This is a genomic window from Sphingobium sufflavum (assembly GCF_021403115.1).
Taxonomy (GTDB): Bacteria; Pseudomonadota; Alphaproteobacteria; order Sphingomonadales; family Sphingomonadaceae; genus Sphingobium; species Sphingobium sufflavum.
Genome location: NZ_JAJSSH010000010.1, coordinates 152,926 through 170,021 on the forward strand (window position 1 = coordinate 152,926; position 17,096 = coordinate 170,021).

22 protein-coding genes and 1 tRNA gene are annotated in these 17,096 nt (G+C 64.2%); 15 read left to right on the forward strand and 8 right to left on the reverse strand.

All coding sequences use genetic code 11. The features are described 5' to 3' along the window. Positions 1–17: 17 nt before the first annotated feature. From LWE61_RS15250 to aroQ, 4 genes are all read right to left on the reverse strand, one after another. Entirely contained in the window at positions 18–362 is a 345-nt protein-coding gene (locus LWE61_RS15250; protein ID WP_234151511.1) for an arsenate reductase family protein, read from the reverse strand. Beyond that, positions 359–1,708: an acetyl-CoA carboxylase biotin carboxylase subunit gene (gene accC, locus LWE61_RS15255; protein ID WP_234151512.1), complete on the reverse strand. Its 1,350-nt coding sequence runs from the start codon at positions 1,706–1,708 to the stop codon at positions 359–361. Before accC ends, LWE61_RS15250 begins: the two co-directional genes overlap by 4 nt. Before the next feature lie 13 nt (positions 1,709–1,721). Next, entirely contained in the window at positions 1,722–2,198 is a 477-nt protein-coding gene (gene accB / locus LWE61_RS15260) for an acetyl-CoA carboxylase biotin carboxyl carrier protein (protein ID WP_234151513.1), read from the reverse strand. A 77-nt stretch (positions 2,199–2,275) separates the two neighbouring features. Beyond that, positions 2,276–2,725: a type II 3-dehydroquinate dehydratase gene (gene aroQ, locus LWE61_RS15265; RefSeq protein ID WP_234151514.1), complete on the reverse strand. Its 450-nt coding sequence runs from the start codon at positions 2,723–2,725 to the stop codon at positions 2,276–2,278. Between the two features lie 151 nt (positions 2,726–2,876). Between aroQ and thiS the strand changes: the two genes are divergently transcribed. The 14 genes from thiS to purU all read left to right on the forward strand — a co-directional run bounded on the left by thiS (position 2,877) and on the right by purU (position 13,561). Next, on the forward strand, positions 2,877–3,896 hold the full coding sequence (gene thiS, locus LWE61_RS15270) for a sulfur carrier protein ThiS (RefSeq protein WP_234151515.1): 1,020 nt from the start codon (positions 2,877–2,879) through the stop codon (positions 3,894–3,896). A 117-nt stretch (positions 3,897–4,013) separates the two neighbouring features. Beyond that, on the forward strand, positions 4,014–4,196 hold the full coding sequence (locus LWE61_RS15275; protein WP_234151516.1) for a CsbD family protein: 183 nt from the start codon (positions 4,014–4,016) through the stop codon (positions 4,194–4,196). Positions 4,197–4,346: 150 nt separating this feature from the next. Next, the gene (locus LWE61_RS15280) at positions 4,347–5,054 is read left to right on the forward strand and encodes a CoA transferase subunit A (protein ID WP_326490653.1); all 708 of its coding nucleotides are present in this window, start codon (positions 4,347–4,349) and stop codon (positions 5,052–5,054) included. Beyond that, on the forward strand, positions 5,054–5,689 hold the full coding sequence (locus LWE61_RS15285) for a 3-oxoacid CoA-transferase subunit B (RefSeq protein ID WP_234151517.1): 636 nt from the start codon (positions 5,054–5,056) through the stop codon (positions 5,687–5,689). Before LWE61_RS15280 ends, LWE61_RS15285 begins: the two co-directional genes overlap by 1 nt. A gap of 138 nt (positions 5,690–5,827) precedes the next feature. After that, complete coding sequence (locus tag LWE61_RS15290; protein WP_234151518.1) at positions 5,828–6,955, forward strand: glycosyltransferase family 2 protein; 1,128 nt, start codon at positions 5,828–5,830, stop codon at positions 6,953–6,955. A 12-nt stretch (positions 6,956–6,967) separates the two neighbouring features. Further along, positions 6,968–8,494, forward strand: a complete 1,527-nt coding sequence (locus LWE61_RS15295; RefSeq protein ID WP_234151519.1) for an ArnT family glycosyltransferase — start codon at positions 6,968–6,970, stop codon at positions 8,492–8,494. A gap of 102 nt (positions 8,495–8,596) precedes the next feature. Continuing rightward, positions 8,597–8,749, forward strand: coding sequence for a hypothetical protein (locus tag LWE61_RS15300; protein WP_234151520.1), 153 nt, complete (start codon positions 8,597–8,599; stop codon positions 8,747–8,749). A 646-nt stretch (positions 8,750–9,395) separates the two neighbouring features. Further along, a complete protein-coding gene (gene leuC, locus LWE61_RS15305) occupies positions 9,396–10,847 on the forward strand; it encodes a 3-isopropylmalate dehydratase large subunit (protein ID WP_234151521.1) in 1,452 nt (483 codons plus the stop codon). Then, on the forward strand, positions 10,844–10,975 hold the full coding sequence (locus LWE61_RS20650; protein ID WP_267961745.1) for a hypothetical protein: 132 nt from the start codon (positions 10,844–10,846) through the stop codon (positions 10,973–10,975). The genes leuC and LWE61_RS20650 overlap by 4 nt, the downstream gene beginning before the upstream one ends. Then, positions 10,975–11,568 carry a 3-isopropylmalate dehydratase small subunit gene (gene leuD, locus LWE61_RS15310; RefSeq protein WP_234151522.1) on the forward strand — a complete coding sequence of 198 codons (594 nt, stop codon included), beginning with the start codon at positions 10,975–10,977 and terminating at the stop codon, positions 11,566–11,568. Before LWE61_RS20650 ends, leuD begins: the two co-directional genes overlap by 1 nt. Before the next feature lie 126 nt (positions 11,569–11,694). After that, the gene (locus tag LWE61_RS15315; protein WP_234151523.1) at positions 11,695–12,018 is read left to right on the forward strand and encodes a DUF1476 domain-containing protein; all 324 of its coding nucleotides are present in this window, start codon (positions 11,695–11,697) and stop codon (positions 12,016–12,018) included. A 14-nt stretch (positions 12,019–12,032) separates the two neighbouring features. Next, positions 12,033–12,266, forward strand: a complete 234-nt coding sequence (locus tag LWE61_RS15320) for a BolA/IbaG family iron-sulfur metabolism protein (RefSeq protein WP_234151524.1) — start codon at positions 12,033–12,035, stop codon at positions 12,264–12,266. A 57-nt stretch (positions 12,267–12,323) separates the two neighbouring features. Further along, entirely contained in the window at positions 12,324–12,656 is a 333-nt protein-coding gene (grxD, locus tag LWE61_RS15325; RefSeq protein ID WP_234151525.1) for a Grx4 family monothiol glutaredoxin, read from the forward strand. A gap of 50 nt (positions 12,657–12,706) precedes the next feature. Continuing rightward, on the forward strand, positions 12,707–13,561 hold the full coding sequence (gene purU / locus LWE61_RS15330; protein WP_234151526.1) for a formyltetrahydrofolate deformylase: 855 nt from the start codon (positions 12,707–12,709) through the stop codon (positions 13,559–13,561). Here purU and LWE61_RS15335 read toward each other — a convergent pair. Continuing rightward, on the reverse strand, positions 13,551–15,176 hold the full coding sequence (locus LWE61_RS15335) for a hypothetical protein (protein ID WP_234151527.1): 1,626 nt from the start codon (positions 15,174–15,176) through the stop codon (positions 13,551–13,553). The genes purU and LWE61_RS15335 overlap by 11 nt on opposite strands. 253 nt (positions 15,177–15,429) lie before the next feature. On the opposite strand from LWE61_RS15335, the gene LWE61_RS15340 reads away from it, so the two are divergent. After that, positions 15,430–15,506 (forward strand) — tRNA-Arg (locus tag LWE61_RS15340). Between the two features lie 61 nt (positions 15,507–15,567). Here LWE61_RS15340 and mobA read toward each other — a convergent pair. The 3 genes from mobA to LWE61_RS15355 all read right to left on the reverse strand — a co-directional run bounded on the left by mobA (position 15,568) and on the right by LWE61_RS15355 (position 17,092). Further along, the gene (gene mobA / locus LWE61_RS15345) at positions 15,568–16,107 is read right to left on the reverse strand and encodes a molybdenum cofactor guanylyltransferase (protein ID WP_234151528.1); all 540 of its coding nucleotides are present in this window, start codon (positions 16,105–16,107) and stop codon (positions 15,568–15,570) included. A gap of 61 nt (positions 16,108–16,168) precedes the next feature. Then, the gene (locus LWE61_RS15350) at positions 16,169–16,657 is read right to left on the reverse strand and encodes an Hpt domain-containing protein (protein ID WP_234151529.1); all 489 of its coding nucleotides are present in this window, start codon (positions 16,655–16,657) and stop codon (positions 16,169–16,171) included. Positions 16,658–16,861: 204 nt separating this feature from the next. Further along, the gene (locus LWE61_RS15355; RefSeq protein WP_234151530.1) at positions 16,862–17,092 is read right to left on the reverse strand and encodes a sulfurtransferase TusA family protein; all 231 of its coding nucleotides are present in this window, start codon (positions 17,090–17,092) and stop codon (positions 16,862–16,864) included. Positions 17,093–17,096 lie beyond the last annotated feature (4 nt).

The following is a 17,096-nucleotide window of genomic DNA, read 5'->3' on the forward strand; positions in this document are numbered from 1 at the left end:
TCCTGCCGTCCTTCGCGTCAGAGGATTTCGCGCACGATATCCTGTGGACGGCAGTAGCGCACGCCCTTGTCCGTCTCCACAAAGGGGCGGGTGACATAGGCGGGATTGGCGACCATCGCGTCGAGGATAGCGTTATCCTCCATCTCCGGCAGCCCCTTCTCCTCCGCATCCGTGCCGCGCGTGCGAATGGCATCTTTCATGCTTAGGCCGGAATCGCGGATAATCTGGACCAGTTTGTCGCGGGCGTAGGGCGTCTTGAGATACTGCACGACCGTCAGTTCGACGCCGGGCGTTTCCTCAAGAATCGCCAGCGTCTTGCGCGACGTGCCGCAGGCCGGATTATGCCAGATGGTGGCCTTCATGGCTCCTGCCTCGCGAGCCATTCCTCAAGCCACTTGATCGTATAGTCGCCGTTCTGGATGTCGGGGTCGTTCAACAGCGCCTGATGGAGGGGGATGGTCGTCTTCATCCCCTCGATCACATATTCCTCCAGCGCGCGGCGGAGGCGCATCAGGCAGCCTTCGCGCGTGCGGCCATAGACGATCAGCTTGCCGATCATGCTGTCATAATAAGGCGGCACGACATAGCCCTGATAGAGACCGCTATCGACGCGGACATGCATGCCGCCGGGGACATGATATTGCGAGACCTTGCCGGGCGACGGCGCGAAAGTGCGCGGGTCTTCGGCATTGATGCGGCACTCGATGGCGTGGCCGTGGAACTCGATGTCCTTCTGCTCGACGGACAGGGGCTTGCCCTCCGCGATGCGGATTTGCTCGCGGACGAGATCGACGCCGGTAATCATCTCCGTCACCGGATGCTCGACCTGAAGCCGGGTGTTCATCTCGATGAAGTAGAATTCGCCATTTTCGTAGAGGAATTCGATGGTGCCCGCACCGCGATAGCCCATGTCGGCCATTGCCTTGGATACGATGCCGCCCATCCGATCCCGTTCCGCAGAAGAGATGACAGGGGAGGGGGCTTCCTCGAAAACCTTCTGGTGACGGCGCTGGAGCGAGCAGTCTCGCTCACCCAGATGGATGGCGTTGCCCTTGCCATCGCCGAACACCTGAAACTCGATATGGCGGGGGTTGCCCAGATATTTTTCGAGATAAACGGTGTCGTCGCCAAACGCGGCCTTCGCCTCAGACCCGGCCTGCTTCATCAGCGTTTCGAACTGGTCTTCGGACGGCACGACCTTCATGCCACGCCCGCCGCCGCCCGATGCCGCCTTGACCAGCACCGGATAGCCGATCCTGTCGGCGACCGCCTTGGCTTCCGCGATATCGTTGATCGCGCCATCGGTGCCGGGGACGAGCGGCAGGCCCAGTGCGCCCGCGGTGCGCTTGGCCTCCACCTTGTCGCCCATGGTGCGGATATGCTCCGGCTTGGGACCGACGAAGATGATGCCGTGCGCTTCCACGATTTCCGCGAACTGTGCGTTTTCGGACAGGAAGCCATAGCCGGGGTGGATCGCGTCCGCACCCGTGATCTCCGCCGCCGCGATGATCGAGGCGATGTTGAGATAGCTGTCCTTGGCGGCAGGCGGTCCAATGCAGACGGCCTCGTCCGCCAGACGCACATGCATGGCGTCGGCATCGGCGGTGGAGTGAACGGCTACCGTCTTGATGCCCATTTCATGGCATGCGCGGTGGATACGCAGCGCGATTTCGCCGCGATTGGCGATGAGCAGCTTTTCGATGGTCATGCGCGCGCCCGGCTTATTCGATCACGGCGAGCGGCTGGTCGAACTCGACCGGCTGGCCATTCTCGACCAGGACGGCCTTGACCGTGCCTGCATGGGTGGCGGTGATGGGGTTCATGACCTTCATCGCTTCCACGATCAGCAGCGTGTCACCGACATTCACCTGCTTGCCCACGGTGATGAAGGGCGCGGCGCCCGGCTCGGCGGCCAGATAGACCGTGCCGACCATGGGGGATTTGAGGGCGTTGGCGGCTGCCACCGGCGCGGCGGGTGCCTCGGCCGTGGGGGCAGCGGCAGGCGCTGCGACTGCCTGCGGTGCGGGTGCATAAAATTGCGGGGCCGCCTGCGCGCCAGCTTTGCGCGCTACGCGGATGCGGCGTTCGCCATGCTCGACCTCTATCTCGGTCAGGCTCGTTTCGTCGAGCAGTTCCGCAAGCTGGCGGACCAGTCCGACATCAACCTGCATCGCGCCCTCGTCTTGCTTGTCGCCCATGAGCTTCCCGTTTCGTCCCTGATTATTCTTGTGAAGTGCGCAGCCGCCTATTGCGATTAGGCGTTCAGCGCAACCGATTATAGCCCGGCCAGATCCAATGCGGCGCGCAGCGCCAGCAGGTAGGAGTTGGCGCCGAAGCCTGCGATACTGCCCTTTGCAGCCATGCCGACATAGCTGCGATGGCGAAATTCCTCGCGCGTGTGCGGGTTGGACAGATGCACCTCGATCACCGGCACGCTGATCGCCTTGATCGCATCATATAATGCGATGGAGCTGTGGGTAAAGGCACCCGCGTTGAGCAGCACCGCTTTGGCGCCCATCGCATTGGCCTCGTGCAGCCAGTCGATCAAATGGCCTTCATGGTTGGACTGGCGGAAATCCACGTCGACGCCTGCCTCATTCGCGGCATCCTCGACCCGGCCGGCAATATCGTCCAGCGTGTCATGGCCGTAAATGTCGGGTTCGCGCAGGCCCAGCAGATTGAGGTTGGGGCCATTGAGTACATATATGGTCGGCGTTTCGGCCATGCCCGGTCTGTCCTTCGTCGTGAATGTTCTGGTCCAGTTGTCCTGGGCCGTAAAGGCTGTGGTTGATTGCGCGTCCTGCCCGCCTCTATATGGCGACGCTATATGGCCAATGGGCCGATGTTGCAAAACCGAAAGGAAGCGAGTGCCTGCCATGACCATTGACGGAACCATCGGTATCAGGGTCAATGGCGAGCATCGCCGCATCCGCCAGGGCATGACGATCGCGGATCTCGCCAATTCGCTGGGGTTGGCGCCGGAGAAGGTGGCGGTCGAGCGGAATCTGGAAATCGTGCCCCGCTCCACCATCGCTACTGTCGTGATCGAGGACGCCGACGAGATCGAGATCGTGCATTTCGTGGGCGGTGGAGATCATGCTGTCGCACCGGCTGCGGAGGGTAAGGCGGACGATAGCTGGACCGTAGCGGGCCAGACGTTCCGTTCGCGTCTGATCGTGGGAACCGGGAAATATAAGGACTTTGCCCAGAACGCCGCGGCGCTGGAGGCGTCTGGCGCGGAAATCGTCACGGTTGCGGTGCGCCGGGTCAATGTCTCCGATCCCAATGCGCCAAGGCTGACCGACTTCATCGACCCGAAGAAGGTGACATATCTTCCTAATACAGCCGGCTGTTTCACTGCCGACGATGCGATTCGCACCCTCCGTCTTGCTCGTGAGGCAGGTGGCTGGGAGTTGGTTAAGTTGGAAGTATTGGGCGAGGCCCGCACCCTCTATCCCGATATGCGAGAGACGCTCAAGGCAACGGAAGTCCTCGTGAAGGAAGGCTTCAAGCCGATGGTCTATTGCGTGGATGACCCGATCGCCGCGAAGCAATTGGAAGAAGCGGGTGCGGTCGCCATCATGCCGCTCGGCGCGCCTATCGGTTCCGGTCTGGGTATCCAGAATCGCGTGACCATCCGCCTGATCGTCGAGGGGGCGAAGGTTCCCGTGCTGGTCGATGCTGGCGTGGGCACCGCGTCGGATGCCGCTGTCGGCATGGAGTTGGGCTGCGAAGGCATATTGATGAACACCGCTATTGCGGAGGCAAAAGATCCCGTCCTGATGGCGCGCGCCATGCGGCTGGCCGTCGAGGGCGGGCGCGCGGCCTATCTCGCCGGTCGCATGGGGCGGCGCATGTATGCCGATCCCTCCAGCCCGCTGGCTGGCCTGATCTGATCACATCCGTCGCAACCACCTGCAACTCATCGCATTTCCTGGTTTTCGCGGGAACGGGTGACGGGCGTGCTCGTTAAGATCTCATTCGGTTTGAATAGAGATCTGGAGGACGCTGACATGGGTGAGCTGATCGACAAGGCCAAGGGCGCCGTGAATGACGCTATCGGCAAGGGCAAGGAAGAGCATGGTCGCAAGACCGGCGATGATGCGCTCGTTGCAGAGGGCAAGGTTCAGCAAGCAAAGGGCGCCGGACAGAAGCTGAAGGGCGCTATCAAGGGTGCACTTGGCGACAACATCTGAATTATCCTGTTCGAAGCCCAGAGGCTTCGGGTCGCAGAGGGGCCGTCCTGCTAGTCGGGGCGGCCCTTTTTCCTTGCAAGCCATGCGGACTTCCGCCTAATCGGGATAGGTCAACTTGCACTGCAACATGGGTCAAGAGGGGCCATACCCGTGAAAAAAATCTATCCCGATGCTGCGGCCGCGCTGGACGGTTTGCTGTTTGATGGCATGCAAATATGTTCGGGCGGATTTGGCCTGTGCGGCATCCCCGAACGATTGATCGACGCGGTTCTGGAAAGCGGCGTCAAAGATATTGTGGCTGTTTCCAATAATGCTGGGATAGACAATGAGGGGCTGGGCAAGCTCCTCCGCACGCGCCAGATCAGGAAGATGATCTCTTCCTATGTCGGCGAGAACAAGGAATTCGAGCGGCAGTATCTTTCGGGCGAACTGGAAGTGGAATTCTGTCCGCAGGGCACCCTGGCCGAACGCTGTCGGGCTGGCGGTGCGGGTATCCCCGGCTTTTATACCAAGACGGGCGTTGGGACGCTGGTTGCCGAGGGCAAGGAAGTGAAGACCTTCGACGGTCAGGATTATATCCTGGAGCGGGGAATCTTCGCCGATCTCGCGATCATTAAGGGGTGGAAGGCGGACGAGGCGGGTAACCTGATCTTTCGCAAGACGGCGCGCAATTTCAACCAGCCGATGGCGACCGCCGCCAAAATCTGCGTCGCGGAGGTGGAGGAGATTGTTCCGGTGGGTAGCCTCGACCCCGATGCCATCCATGTGCCGGGCATTTATGTGAAGCGCCTGATCTTGGGTGCGCCCTATGACAAGAAGATAGAGTTTCGAACCGTTCGCGAGAGGGAGGGCGCATAATGGCCTGGACACGCGATGAAATGGCGGCCCGCGCGGCGCGCGAGTTGCAGGACGGTTTCTACGTCAATCTGGGTATCGGCATTCCGACGCTGGTCGCGAATTATATCCCGGATGGCGTGGAAGTGACGCTCCAGTCCGAGAATGGCATGCTGGGTATAGGCCCCTTCCCCCTGGCCGGGGACGAGGATGCCGACCTCATCAACGCGGGGAAGCAGACGATTAGCGAACTGGCATCGTCCAGCTATTTCGGATCGTCTGACAGCTTCGCAATGATCCGGGGCGGCCATATCGACCTGACCGTGTTGGGCGCGATGGAAGTCGCGGAGAATGGCGACATTGCCAACTGGATGATCCCCGGCAAGATGATCAAGGGTATGGGCGGTGCGATGGATCTGGTCGCGGGCGTCAAGAAGATCATTGTGGTGATGGAACATACCAGCAAGAATGGCGATCCCAAGTTCATTCCATCCTGCACCCTGCCGCTGACCGGCAAGAATGTGGTCGATATGATCGTGACAGACCTCGCTGTCTTCCAGCGTCCGGATCATGACACGCCTTTCCGTCTCGTGGAACTGGCACCGGGCGTGACGGTGGAGGAAGTGGCCGCCAAGACGACGGCGCATTACACCGTCTGACAGGGACGAAGCAGGGCAGGGGCACCGACAACCACTCACGCAGGCGCCGCCAGAAAGCGGTTGAGTGGGAGCGCCGGGCAAGGCATGTCCCTCCCATGGAGCAGGTTGCTTCCAGTGCGCAGGGCGAAGGATTAAGACTTGCTGGGTTTCATGGCGTCCGAGCAGCCTGCACTACAGCAGGAAGGTGTGCTCGAACTGGCGGTGATCGTTCCCGTCCTCAACGAGGTCGGTAATATCCGCAAGATGGTGGATGCGCTTGGCGAAACGCTGGGGGCGATCAACTGGGAAGTGATATTCGTGGATGATGGCTCCACGGATGGCACGATCGCCGAGATCGACACGCTGGCCCTGTGCCATCGGCATGTTCGCGCCATCAAGCGGTACAATCGCAAGGGGCTGGCGTCCGCCGTGGTGGACGGCGCGATGAGCACGGCAGCGCCCGTTGTCGCGGTCATCGATGGTGATATGCAGCATGATGAGCGGCACCTCCCCGCCATGTATCGCGCGATTGCGGAGGATCGATCCGACATGGTGATCGGCACGCGCTATTCGGGCGGTGGTACGGCGGATGGGTTCAGTGCGACGCGATTGAGGGGGAGTCTGGCGGTTACGCGGTTTACCAATGTGATCATGCGGACCCGATGCTCCGACCCGATGAGTGGTTTCTTTGCGATACGGCGCGACCGGCTAGTCGAGGTGCAGCCTCGCCTGTCCGGCATTGGTTTCAAGATCATGCTCGATATTCTGGTGAGCAGCAGGCAGGGATTTCGAGTGACCGAGCAGCCCTATGATTTTCGCAGTCGGCAGAGCGGCGACAGCAAGATGAGTGCTAAGGTCCTGATCGACCTGTTCGTTTTCTTCATCGACAAGACGGCGGGCCGTATATTGCCGACGCGGTTGATCCTGTTCCTGATGGTCGGGACGCTGGGTGTGCTGGTGCATCTGGCGGTGTTGCGGGCTGTGCTGGGGCTGGGCCATGCTTTCCCGGTTGCACAGACCATGGCCGTGCTGGTCGCCATCGCCTTCAATTTCGCGCTGAACAACATGGTCACCTATGCGAGCCAGCGGTTGCGCGGCTGGGCGATGGTCAAGGGGTTGCTGTCTTTCTACCTTGTCTGTGGAACGGGCGCGCTCGCCAACATCGGTGTCGGCTCCCTGATGTTCAACAGCCATTCGACATGGTGGCTGGCCGGTATCGCGGGCGGGGCAACCGGCGCGATCTGGAACTATGCCGCTTCCTCCCTCCTGACCTGGCGCATGAAATAACGGGCTTCTGACGTGGCTTCGGGGCTTGAGCGGTCGCGTCTGGCCGGAACATGGCGTGACGCGATGATCATCCTGCTGGCAGTCTTCGCCTTGCGTTGTATCGCGCTGGGCAATCCGAACATCCATGTGGATGAGGACTTCTACCTGCTGGTGGGCAGGAAGATGTGGGAGGGCGCTTTGCCCTTCGTTGACATCTGGGATCGCAAGCCGATCGGTTTGTTCCTGATCTATGCGGTGGCAGCACCTTTGGGCAACGGGGTGCTGGCCTATCAATGTCTCGCCACGCTGTCCGTCATGGTAACCAGCCTGATCCTCTATCGCATGGGCCGCTGTTATGCGGATCGCCCCACGGCCGTTCTGGCTGCCATCGTCTATCCCACGATATTGAACCTGTTCGAGGGGGTGGGTGGGCAGTCGCCGGTTTTCTATAATCTGCCGATGACGGCGGCGGCAGCGATGCTGATGAGCCTGTTCATCGAGCGGGATCATGTGCCGTTCCGGCGTCTGGTGAGCCGGGGCGTGCTCGCGATGCTGCTGGTGGGGATCGCGCTCCAGGTCAAATATAGCGTGGTGGGCGAGGGGGGCGCTTTTGGCCTGATGCTGTTGTGGCTGGCGTGGCGACGCAGCAGTGTTGTGGCGGCTCTCGGCTGCGGACTGCTGTGGGCGGGGATCGCGCTGGCGCCGACGCTGCTGGCGTTTGGCTATTATGCGTTGCAGGGGCAGGCTGAAGCCTTTCTGTTCGCCAATTTCCTGTCTATCGCCTTGCGAGGAGGGGAGGAGGCATCCGTGCTGGCTCCGCGCTTGCTGGAGATATTCAAGGTGTTGGCGCTGCCTCTGGGCTTTGCGCTGGCGGGACTATGGGCGCGCCTTTCGGGTTGGCGGGGATTGGCGCTGTCGGACGCGCATCGTTTCATCCTGTTCTGGAACGGGGCGGCCTGGCTGACCTTTGCCGGGTTTGGTACCTATTTCACCCATTATGCTCTGGCGCTGGCCGGACCGGTCGCGCTGGCCTTTGCTTTCTCCAGCGGATTGTGGCTGCGGTTTCGCAGTGTCTGTATCGTCGCAGGAGCCGTCGCCAGCATCGTGGTGGTGCGGGGCGATCTGGCCTATCGTGGCGGTCCCGATGCGCTGCGGGAGATGGCGCGGGCGATGCGGGATACGCGCAATTGCCCCTATGTCTATGCGGGGTCGGCGATGCTGTACACGCTGGGGGACTTCTGCCTTCCGACGCGCTTTGCCTTTCCCTATCACCTGAATCTGACACGGGAATATCGGGCGTTGGGGGTTGATGCGGATGCGGAGTTGCACAAGATAACCAACCGGATGCCTGATTATATGGTGGCGATCACGCCCCCGCCTGCGGACCTGCGGCCGGATGTCGACCGGGCCATGCATATCTTGTTACGGAAACGGTATGATGAGGTGATGCGCTATCATCAGGGTGGGGGGCATTATGTCGTGCTGTACCATCTGAAGCCTGGCTTTGTGCCGTTGCCCAATGCGGTCGATTATGGTCGGGAGGCCACCGGGCGGCCCTGATCCGGGATAAGGCCGCAGGAAATCGGGTGTGCAGGACCGCAGCTCGCTGGGCGGGCATCGGGATCGCCGGCGGTCGGGAAAGTTCAGGGTGGACGGATGGATATGCCGGAGGCAGTCCTGCACGCCACGCCACGCCACGCCACGCCACGCCACGCCACGCCACGCCACGCCACGCCACGCCACGCCACGCCACGCCACGCCACGCCACGCCACGCCACGCCACGGCACAGCAGTTGCGGGGCGGCGCGGGGCTGAGATGCGGGTAACGCGCATAACCTGGCCACATGAGGCATCGTCTCAAGGGGCATCGTCTCAAGGGCCAGGGACGCATGAGGCATCGCCGCATGAGGTATTGCCGCATGAGGCAGGGACGTAAGGGGCAGGCGGGACAGGCGGGCCAGGAAAAAGTGTCGCAAGGCACAAGGATGTGGGGAAACCTGAGCAGGGGGGCGGCACCGTAACGGGCGAGCACCCAAAGGACCAGAATCCAAAGGCCAGCGCCGTGAAAGACAGGGCCGCGCAGGACAGGGCAGCGGGGGACAGCGCAGGGATGCAACGTGGAGTGCGTCGCGCGAACGGCAAACGCGGTGGCGGGCAGGAGCGGGCAGGGCAGGTAGGCCGGTACGGCAGGGCAGGGCAGGGCAGGGCAGGGCAGGCAGGGCAGCCCACAACACACAGGCCGAACAATCCCGAAAGGCTGCGCGTACCGGCAACAGGACCGCTGGCCCTCAAGCCGCACAGGAGGGGGCGCAATCCTCCCCATCCGATCCTATATGGCGGGTAAGCCATGCGAACAGGCGGACAGAGCCACGCCCGCCATGCGGATAAAGCCGATTGCCATCGGTCCCACCGCACAAATAGTCTTTCGTGGGCACGGGCGAGACGCTAGGGAGAACGGATTATGACACATCCGACGACCTTGTACGAAAAAATCTGGAACGCGCATGTCATCGACCGGCGCGACGATGGCACCTGTCTGATCTATATCGACCGCCATCTGGTCCATGAAGTGACCAGCCCGCAGGCGTTCGAGGGGCTGCGCCTCGCCGGGCGACCGGTGCGGCGGCCCGACCTGACGCTGGCGGTGCCCGACCATAACCTGCCCACCACGGCGCGGGTCGATGCGGCGGGCCACCGCCTGCCCATCGCGGACAAGGAAAGCGCGCAGCAGCTCGCCGCGCTGGAGGCCAATGCGCCTTCCTTTGGCATCAAATATTTCGGCGCGACGGCGGCGGAGCAGGGCATCGTGCATGTGGTGGGACCGGAGCAGGGCTTTACCCTGCCGGGCACCACGCTGGTGTGCGGCGACAGCCACACGGCGGCGCATGGCGCGCTGGGCGCGCTGGCGTTCGGCATCGGCACCAGCGAGGTGGAGCATGTCCTCGCCACGCAGACGTTGCTGCTGAAACAGTCCAAGTCGATGGAAATCCGCGTCGACGGCACGCTGGGTTTCGGCGTCACGCCCAAGGATGTGGTGCTGGCGATCATCGGCAAGACGGGCGCGGCGGGCGGCACCGGCTATGTGCTGGAATATCGCGGCGACACCTTCCGCAACATGAGCATCGAGGGTCGGCTGACCGTCGCCAACATGGCGATCGAGGGCGGCGCGCGGTCGGGCCTGTTCGCGCCGGACGAAAAGACGTTCGAGTATCTGAAGGGCCGCCCGATGGCCCCGCAGGGCGCGGACTGGGATGCGGCGGTCGCCTACTGGCGCACGCTGCACACGGATGAGGGCGCGCATTTCGACCGCACCGTCACGCTGGCCGCATCGGACATCGCGCCGACCGTCACATGGGGCACCAGCCCGGAGGATGTGGTTGCGATCACCGGTGTCGTGCCCGATCCCGAAAGCTTCGAGGATGCGTCCAAGCGCGTCGCGGCGGCCAAGTCGCTCGACTATATGGGCCTGCGCGCCGGGCAGCGGATGCAGGACATCGCCATCCAGCATATCTTTATCGGCAGTTGCACCAACAGCCGCATCGAGGATCTGCGCGCCGCCGCATCCGTGGTGCGGGGCCGCCATATCGCGGGCAGCATCAAGCAGGCGCTGGTCGTGCCCGGCTCCGGCCTGGTCAAGCGGCAGGCGGAAAGCGAAGGGCTGGACCGTATCTTCATCGAGGCCGGTTTCGAATGGCGCGAGCCGGGCTGCTCGGCCTGCCTCGGCATGAACCCGGACAAGGTGCCGGCGGGCGAACATTGCGCATCGACCAGCAACCGCAACTTCATGGGCCGGCAGGGTCCGGGATCGCGGACGCACCTGGTCTCGCCCCTGATGGCGGCGGCGGCGGCGGTCGAAGGGCGGCTGGCGGACGTGCGCGACATGATGACGGAAGAAAAGGCAGGGGTCGCATGAAGAAGATTTTCTGGGTGCTGGCGCTGGGCGCCGTGGCGAGCGCGGCGATGGCGGTCGGGCTGGGCCGGGCCGCCGACGTCAAGCCCGCAAAGCTGGCGCGACCCGCCGGGCAGCAGGCCGCGCGCTGATGGACGCCGTCCACCATATCGAGGGGCGCGCCTATCCGCTGGGCCTCAAGAATGTCGATACCGACATGATTATCGCGGCGGAGTGGCTGAAGACCATTTCGCGCACGGGACTGGGCAAGGGCGCGTTTGCCGCGCTGCGCACCGCGCCCGACAATGTGTTCGACGATCCGACCTATGCCGGCTCGCCCATCGTGATCGCGGGCGATAATTTCGGATGCGGGTCCAGCCGGGAACATGCGGCATGGGCGATGCTGGACATGGGTATCACGGCGGTGATCGCGCCCAGTTTTTCGGACATCTTCTCCGGCAATGCGTTCAAGAACGGCATTTTGACGGTGATCCTGCCGCAGGACGCCATCGATCGGCTGATCGAGGTGGCAAAGACCGACGCGATCCACATCGACTTGGACAGCCAGACGGTGACGACGCCGTTTCAGGACCGCTTCACCTTCGAAATCGACGCCTTTCGCAAACATTGCCTGACCAACGGGCTGGACGAAATCGGCCTGACTTTGGGGCAGAGCGACAAGATTGGCGTGTTCGAACAATCCGATGGTGCGGCCCGCCCCTGGCTGGTCCCGGCCCACGCCTGACGGTTCGCTTTCCCTGAATTTCCGTCCCCGGTCTTGCCGCGATTTCGCGCCTGTCCTACCTGCTAGGGACGGGCGCCTTCATCGGGGGCAGGCCGGTGGTTTCTTCCGATCAAACGAGGATGTGCAATGACGACTTTTGATGACCGGGAGCGCGCATTTGAGGCCAAGTTCGCGCACGATCAGGACATGCAGTTCCGTGTGACCGCGCGCCGCAACCGCCTGCTGGGCGAATGGGCGGCGGCCGCGATGAAGCTGACCCCGGCGGAAACCGACGCCTATCGCAAGGCGGTCGTGCAGGCCGATTTCGAGGAAGCGGGCGACGAGGATGTGGTGCGCAAAGTGTTGGGCGACCTGATCTCCGCGGGCACCGACCTCGACGAGGCGGCGGTTCGCACCGCGCTGGCCGAGAAGTCGGCCGAGGCGCGCCGCCAGATCATGCACGAAAGCTGAGCGGAGCCGATCCCATGCCCATGGCCGCCGACGATATTGCGCAGATGATCCGCGCCGCCATCCCCGATGCCGAGGTGGAGATCACCGACCTGGCGGGGGACGGCGACCATTATGCCGCCCGTGTGGTGGCGGAGAGCTTTCGCGGCAAGACCCGCATCGCACAGCAGCGCGAAGTCTATGACGCGCTGGGCGGGCGCATGGGCGGCGTGCTCCATGCCTTGCAACTGACCACCGCCGTTCCCAATTGAGGGACAGCCTATCAACGTCGGGCGGCAACGCCCATGGAAGTGCAGGATTTTGAAGCCATGACCGACGCCGTCCACGCCAAGATCGATTCCATCGTGAAGTCCGCCGATGTCGTGCTGTTCATGAAGGGCACGCCATTGTTCCCGCAGTGCGGTTTTTCGAGCCGCGCCATCGCCATCCTCGACCATGTCGGCGTCGCCTATGAGAGCGTCGACGTGTTGCAGGACCAGGATGTGCGGCAGGGCATCAAGGCCTATTCCGACTGGCCGACCATCCCGCAGCTCTATGTAAAGGGCGAGTTTCTGGGCGGCAGCGACATCATGATGGAGATGTACGAGGCCGGTGAGTTGCAGGAATTGATGACCGCCCGCGGTGTCGCGCGCGCGGAATAAGCGCGGGGCGCAAAGCCCAGCAGGCGAGTGCGCAACAGGGGGAACCGGGCGTGAGTGAAAATTATGTGCTGACGCTCGCCTGCGACGATCGGCCGGGCCTTGTCATGGCGGTCGCGCAGCATCTGTTCGAGCGCGGCGGCAATATCGTGGACGCGCAGCAGTTCGACGACGCCAGCACCGGGCGGTTCTTCATGCGCGTGGTGTTCCAGCAGCAGACGGCGGCGGACCTGTCCTTCGAGGCGGGGTTCGCGCCGGTGGCGGAGCGATATGGTATGCAATGGTCGTTCCGGCCGTTGCGGGCGCGGCGGCGGGTGCTGATCCTCGTCTCCAAGTTCGACCATTGCCTGATCGACCTGTTGTACCGCTCACGGCTGGGCGAATTGGGCATGGATGTGGTGGGCGTCATCTCCAATCACCCGCGCGAGGCGCTGGGGCGGCTGGACCTGGGCGACGTGCCCTTCCATTTCCTGCCGATGGCTAAGGACGGCAAGGCGGAGCAGGAAGCGCGCATCCGCGCTATCGTGACGGACACCGGCGCGGAGCTGGTCGTGCTGGCCCGCTATATGCAAATCCTCTCCGACGAGATGTCGGAATGGCTGTCGGGGCGCTGCATCAACATCCATCACAGCTTCCTGCCCGGTTTCAAGGGCGCGAAACCCTATCATCAGGCCCATGCCCGCGGGGTGAAGATGATTGGCGCGACCGCCCATTATGTGACGACCGACCTGGATGAAGGGCCGATCATCAGCCAGGACGTGGAGCATATCACCCATGCCGACACGCCGGAGGATCTGGTCCGCAAGGGGCGCGACATCGAACGACGGGTGCTGGCGCGGGCCGTGCGATACCATATCGAGGATCGCGTCCTGCTGAACGGCAGCAAGACGGTGGTGTTCACCGACTGACGGGGCGCGACGGCGGCGCGGACTCCGGCGGCGACCCCAGCGGCCGTTCCAATGCCCGTTCAAGCGTTGGTGCGCAGGTGGCGAGCGGGAGCCAGCAGGGCCAGCCGATCCCGATCCGCGGGGCGTAGCGGGCGACGGGCGCCAGCGGCCATGATCCGGGCAGCGGCGTGCGGCTGTGATTGCCGGTGAATGCGCGGGGCCAGAGCGTGCCGGGCGCGCCATTGCCCAGCCAATGCTCACCACCCGCGAAATCCCGGCGCAGGGCGATGGCCTGCACGGGACCGGTCTTGCCCGCTCCCGCCTGCTGCGGCACCTGATGATATTCGAAGAAATTGCGGAGAGCGCCCGTGCGATCGGTGATGACCGATTGCGCGAAATAGACATGGGAAAATTCGGCGGCGACGCGGGGGAAGAGGAGCAGCCGAGCCGGCTGCCCCGCGGCGACGGGCGCCGGGGTGAAACGGATCGCGCTGACTAGCAGCAGGGGGAGCAGGACGGCGGCGGCCTGCACCGGCCTGCCTCTGGCGAATCGCAGGAAGAGGAGCGCGAACAGGGCGAACAGGGGCAGCATCCATTTGAAATAATGGACATTGCCATAGGCCCACAGGCCGGACGGCAGCAGGTCGACATAGGCAAGGGTCAGCGCCGCATGGACGGCGGCGACGGAGCAAAGTAGCAGCGCCTCCGCACGGGCGATCCGCCCGGACAGAGCCGTGAACAGCATCCCCGCAGCGCCGAGCAGCAGCCATGGACAGGCGGCAAGCAGGCCCTGCCCATCGGGATACCAGGGGCGCGGTTCGATCAGCAGCAACCACGCCTTCCACCCCAATTGCCCGAAATTCAGGCCATAGGCGGCGGACAGGCGCAGATAGTCGGTCGGTTGCCAGCCATAGACGGCGAGGTGCAGCGCCGCATAGAGGCTCGTCGTCGCCAATCCCGCGACCACCACCGGCCAGAGCGTGGCGACGCGCCGATGCAGGATCGCCGCCCCCGCGACATAGGCCGCAAAGATCAGCGCGATGGAGCCGTCGGCAAAGCGGGTGGCCGGGATCAGCGCGAGTATGGTGCCGAGCAGCAGGCGGTCGGCCACGCCCTCCCCGCCGGAAAAGGCGAGGGACCGCGCCGCCGCCTGCCAGATCAGGCAGGCGGAGAGGGTGGTGGTCCAGGGCGTGATCCAGTGCACGCCGATGCGGGGATAGAGCAGGGTGGTCGCCACGAAGAGCAGCAGCGCCAGCCGGGAGGAGACGGCGCAGCGCAGCGCAATGGCGCGAAAACCCGCCCATGCGCCGAGCAGGCAGAGGCCGTTCACAAGGCTGTAGGCGATCCATGTCGGCAACCAGGCGAAGGGCAGCACCGCCAGCGTATAGCCGAAGGGATACCAGTGAGCCGCCGGGGACAGGTCGCCCCGTGCCAGCGCCCGGATCGACGCGCTATACTGGTCCTGATCGGCCCAGCCCAGCCAGTAGACGGTGGCGTCGGTGGGCAGCCGTTCATGATGGATCGCAGCGATGAGGATGTAGAGGAGGGCCAGAGCGACCATCTGCGCGCGCGGGGTCGCCAGCGGTCCCGTCCGCGTGGCGTCGCCGTTCCACCCTCCTGCCTGCCCATGCGCCATTATGCTTCCTGTCCTCCCGTAGCCCGGCAGCCGGGAAGGGCGCGCGGGCGATGCGGCTGTCTTTGCGGGGCTTACGCCAAGGGGGCAAGGGGATGGCTGTCGATTCCTCCGGGTCGTTGCGTCTTGTCCCAGGGGAAAGGGGGAGGGGATAGGCCTCCGGCGGGCCGGCGTCATCCATGGTGAGAGGTTTCGATGAAAAAGCCCGCCTTTTCTCTTGGCCAGTGCCATCAAAACTGGTAGCGCCCCCTGCGAAGCACCCGTAGCTCAGCTGGATAGAGCGTTGCCCTCCGAAGGCAAAGGCCACACGTTCGAATCGTGTCGGGTGCACCATTCCTCCCCATATTCCGACCGCGACCATCCAGAGGCAGGCTTTGCTTCGGGCGCGCTCCCCTTATCTCGCCAGCTTATCCAGATCCTCACGCCGGTTCACATTGGCGGGGATGCTGTCCGTCTCGATCCGGCGGGCGCCGATGCGGTCGGCGAAGTGGCGGACGGCGTGGCTGGCGGAGGTGGTCAAGATCGCCTCCAATATGGGGAGCGCGGTGACGGGCCATAGCCCGATGACCGGCTGTGCGGCGAGACAGGCCGGAGCGGGGGCGAGCCGCGCGCGGAGGTTCGCGGGGAGATAGGGGCTGTCGACGCCGCAGGTCAGCACCGCCGCATGGCCGTGGGCGGCTGCATGGCGCAGCGCGCCCGCAATGCCGCCCAGCGGGCCCTGATGGGGGACGGGCCAGTCGGGCGCGCAATCATGGCCCGGCTCCTGCCGCCCGACGACGATCACCGCATCGCATTGGGCGGCCAGCGTATCGACGGCATGGTCGATCAGGCGGCGTCCGTCGAGCAGGGCCTGCGCCTTGTCGCTGCCGAAACGGGTGGAGAGGCCGCCCGCCAGCACCGCGCCCACTATGCTGCCATGATCCGCGTCGTTCATGCCGGGGATGATAGGGCGTGCGGCGGGCCGGGGCGATCAGTTTATGCTGTGGGTGGCCGCCTCAGACCGCGCGGCGGCCGAAGACCGGGCGTTGCGGGGCGACGCCGGCCGGGCGCGGGCGTGCGATGGAGGCGGGGGGGGACGGCGCAACCGGCGCGCGGGCGGCAGGCGGGGCCTCGCCCGTGCCGATGGTGCGCTCCAGCACCGTCATCGTCTCATGAAACAGGCTGCGCAGGCCGCGCACATCCTCGGCCAGGGCATCGGGCAGCTCGGTGCGATCCTCGATGCAGCGGCGCGCGGTCATCTCCAGATATTGCGACAGTTCCGCCACCCGCTCCGCCCCCAATTGGCGCGATTCGCCCTTCAGGCTGTGCGCGGGCAGGACGAGCGCGGTCGCGCTGCGGGCCTGCATGGCGTTCTCGATCGCGTGGATGGAGGTGACGCCGTCCTGCCGATAATAGCCAAGGATACGGGGCAGCGCCGACCCCAGCTCGCGCCGGGCGGTGGCGAGATCGGTATCGCTGATGAGTGGAAGATCACGATAGGACATGACGTCGCATCTTCTCCGTTCGGGGATGAAATCGAACAGGGAGCATTGATCCTGAGCAGTAAAGATGTGTTTAATTCGCGGTCTTTTCTGCGGCGTCTTTTGCCTCCGTCAGTCGAAGAGGGGACGGGGCAAGCGGGCGCGCGGACCGGGACGGTATAGCGGGAATCCAGCCGTTTCCATCTCTGTTCCGTACCCCTGACGGGTTCACGCGCCATGGGGTGTCAGCAGAAATTGCGTGGCGTCCGCGTCGTCGGAGAGGGTGCATTGCCATCCGCGTGCATGGGCCATGTCCGGCACGTCCCGGCGCGCGATGGGATCGTCGGAGATCAGCAGCACGGGCGCGCCGCCGCGCATCGCCCTGGCCGCGCGTAACACGGGCCAGGGACAGCGCATACCGCGCGCGTCGACGATCAGCGGGGCCGGTTGTTCGGCCATGACC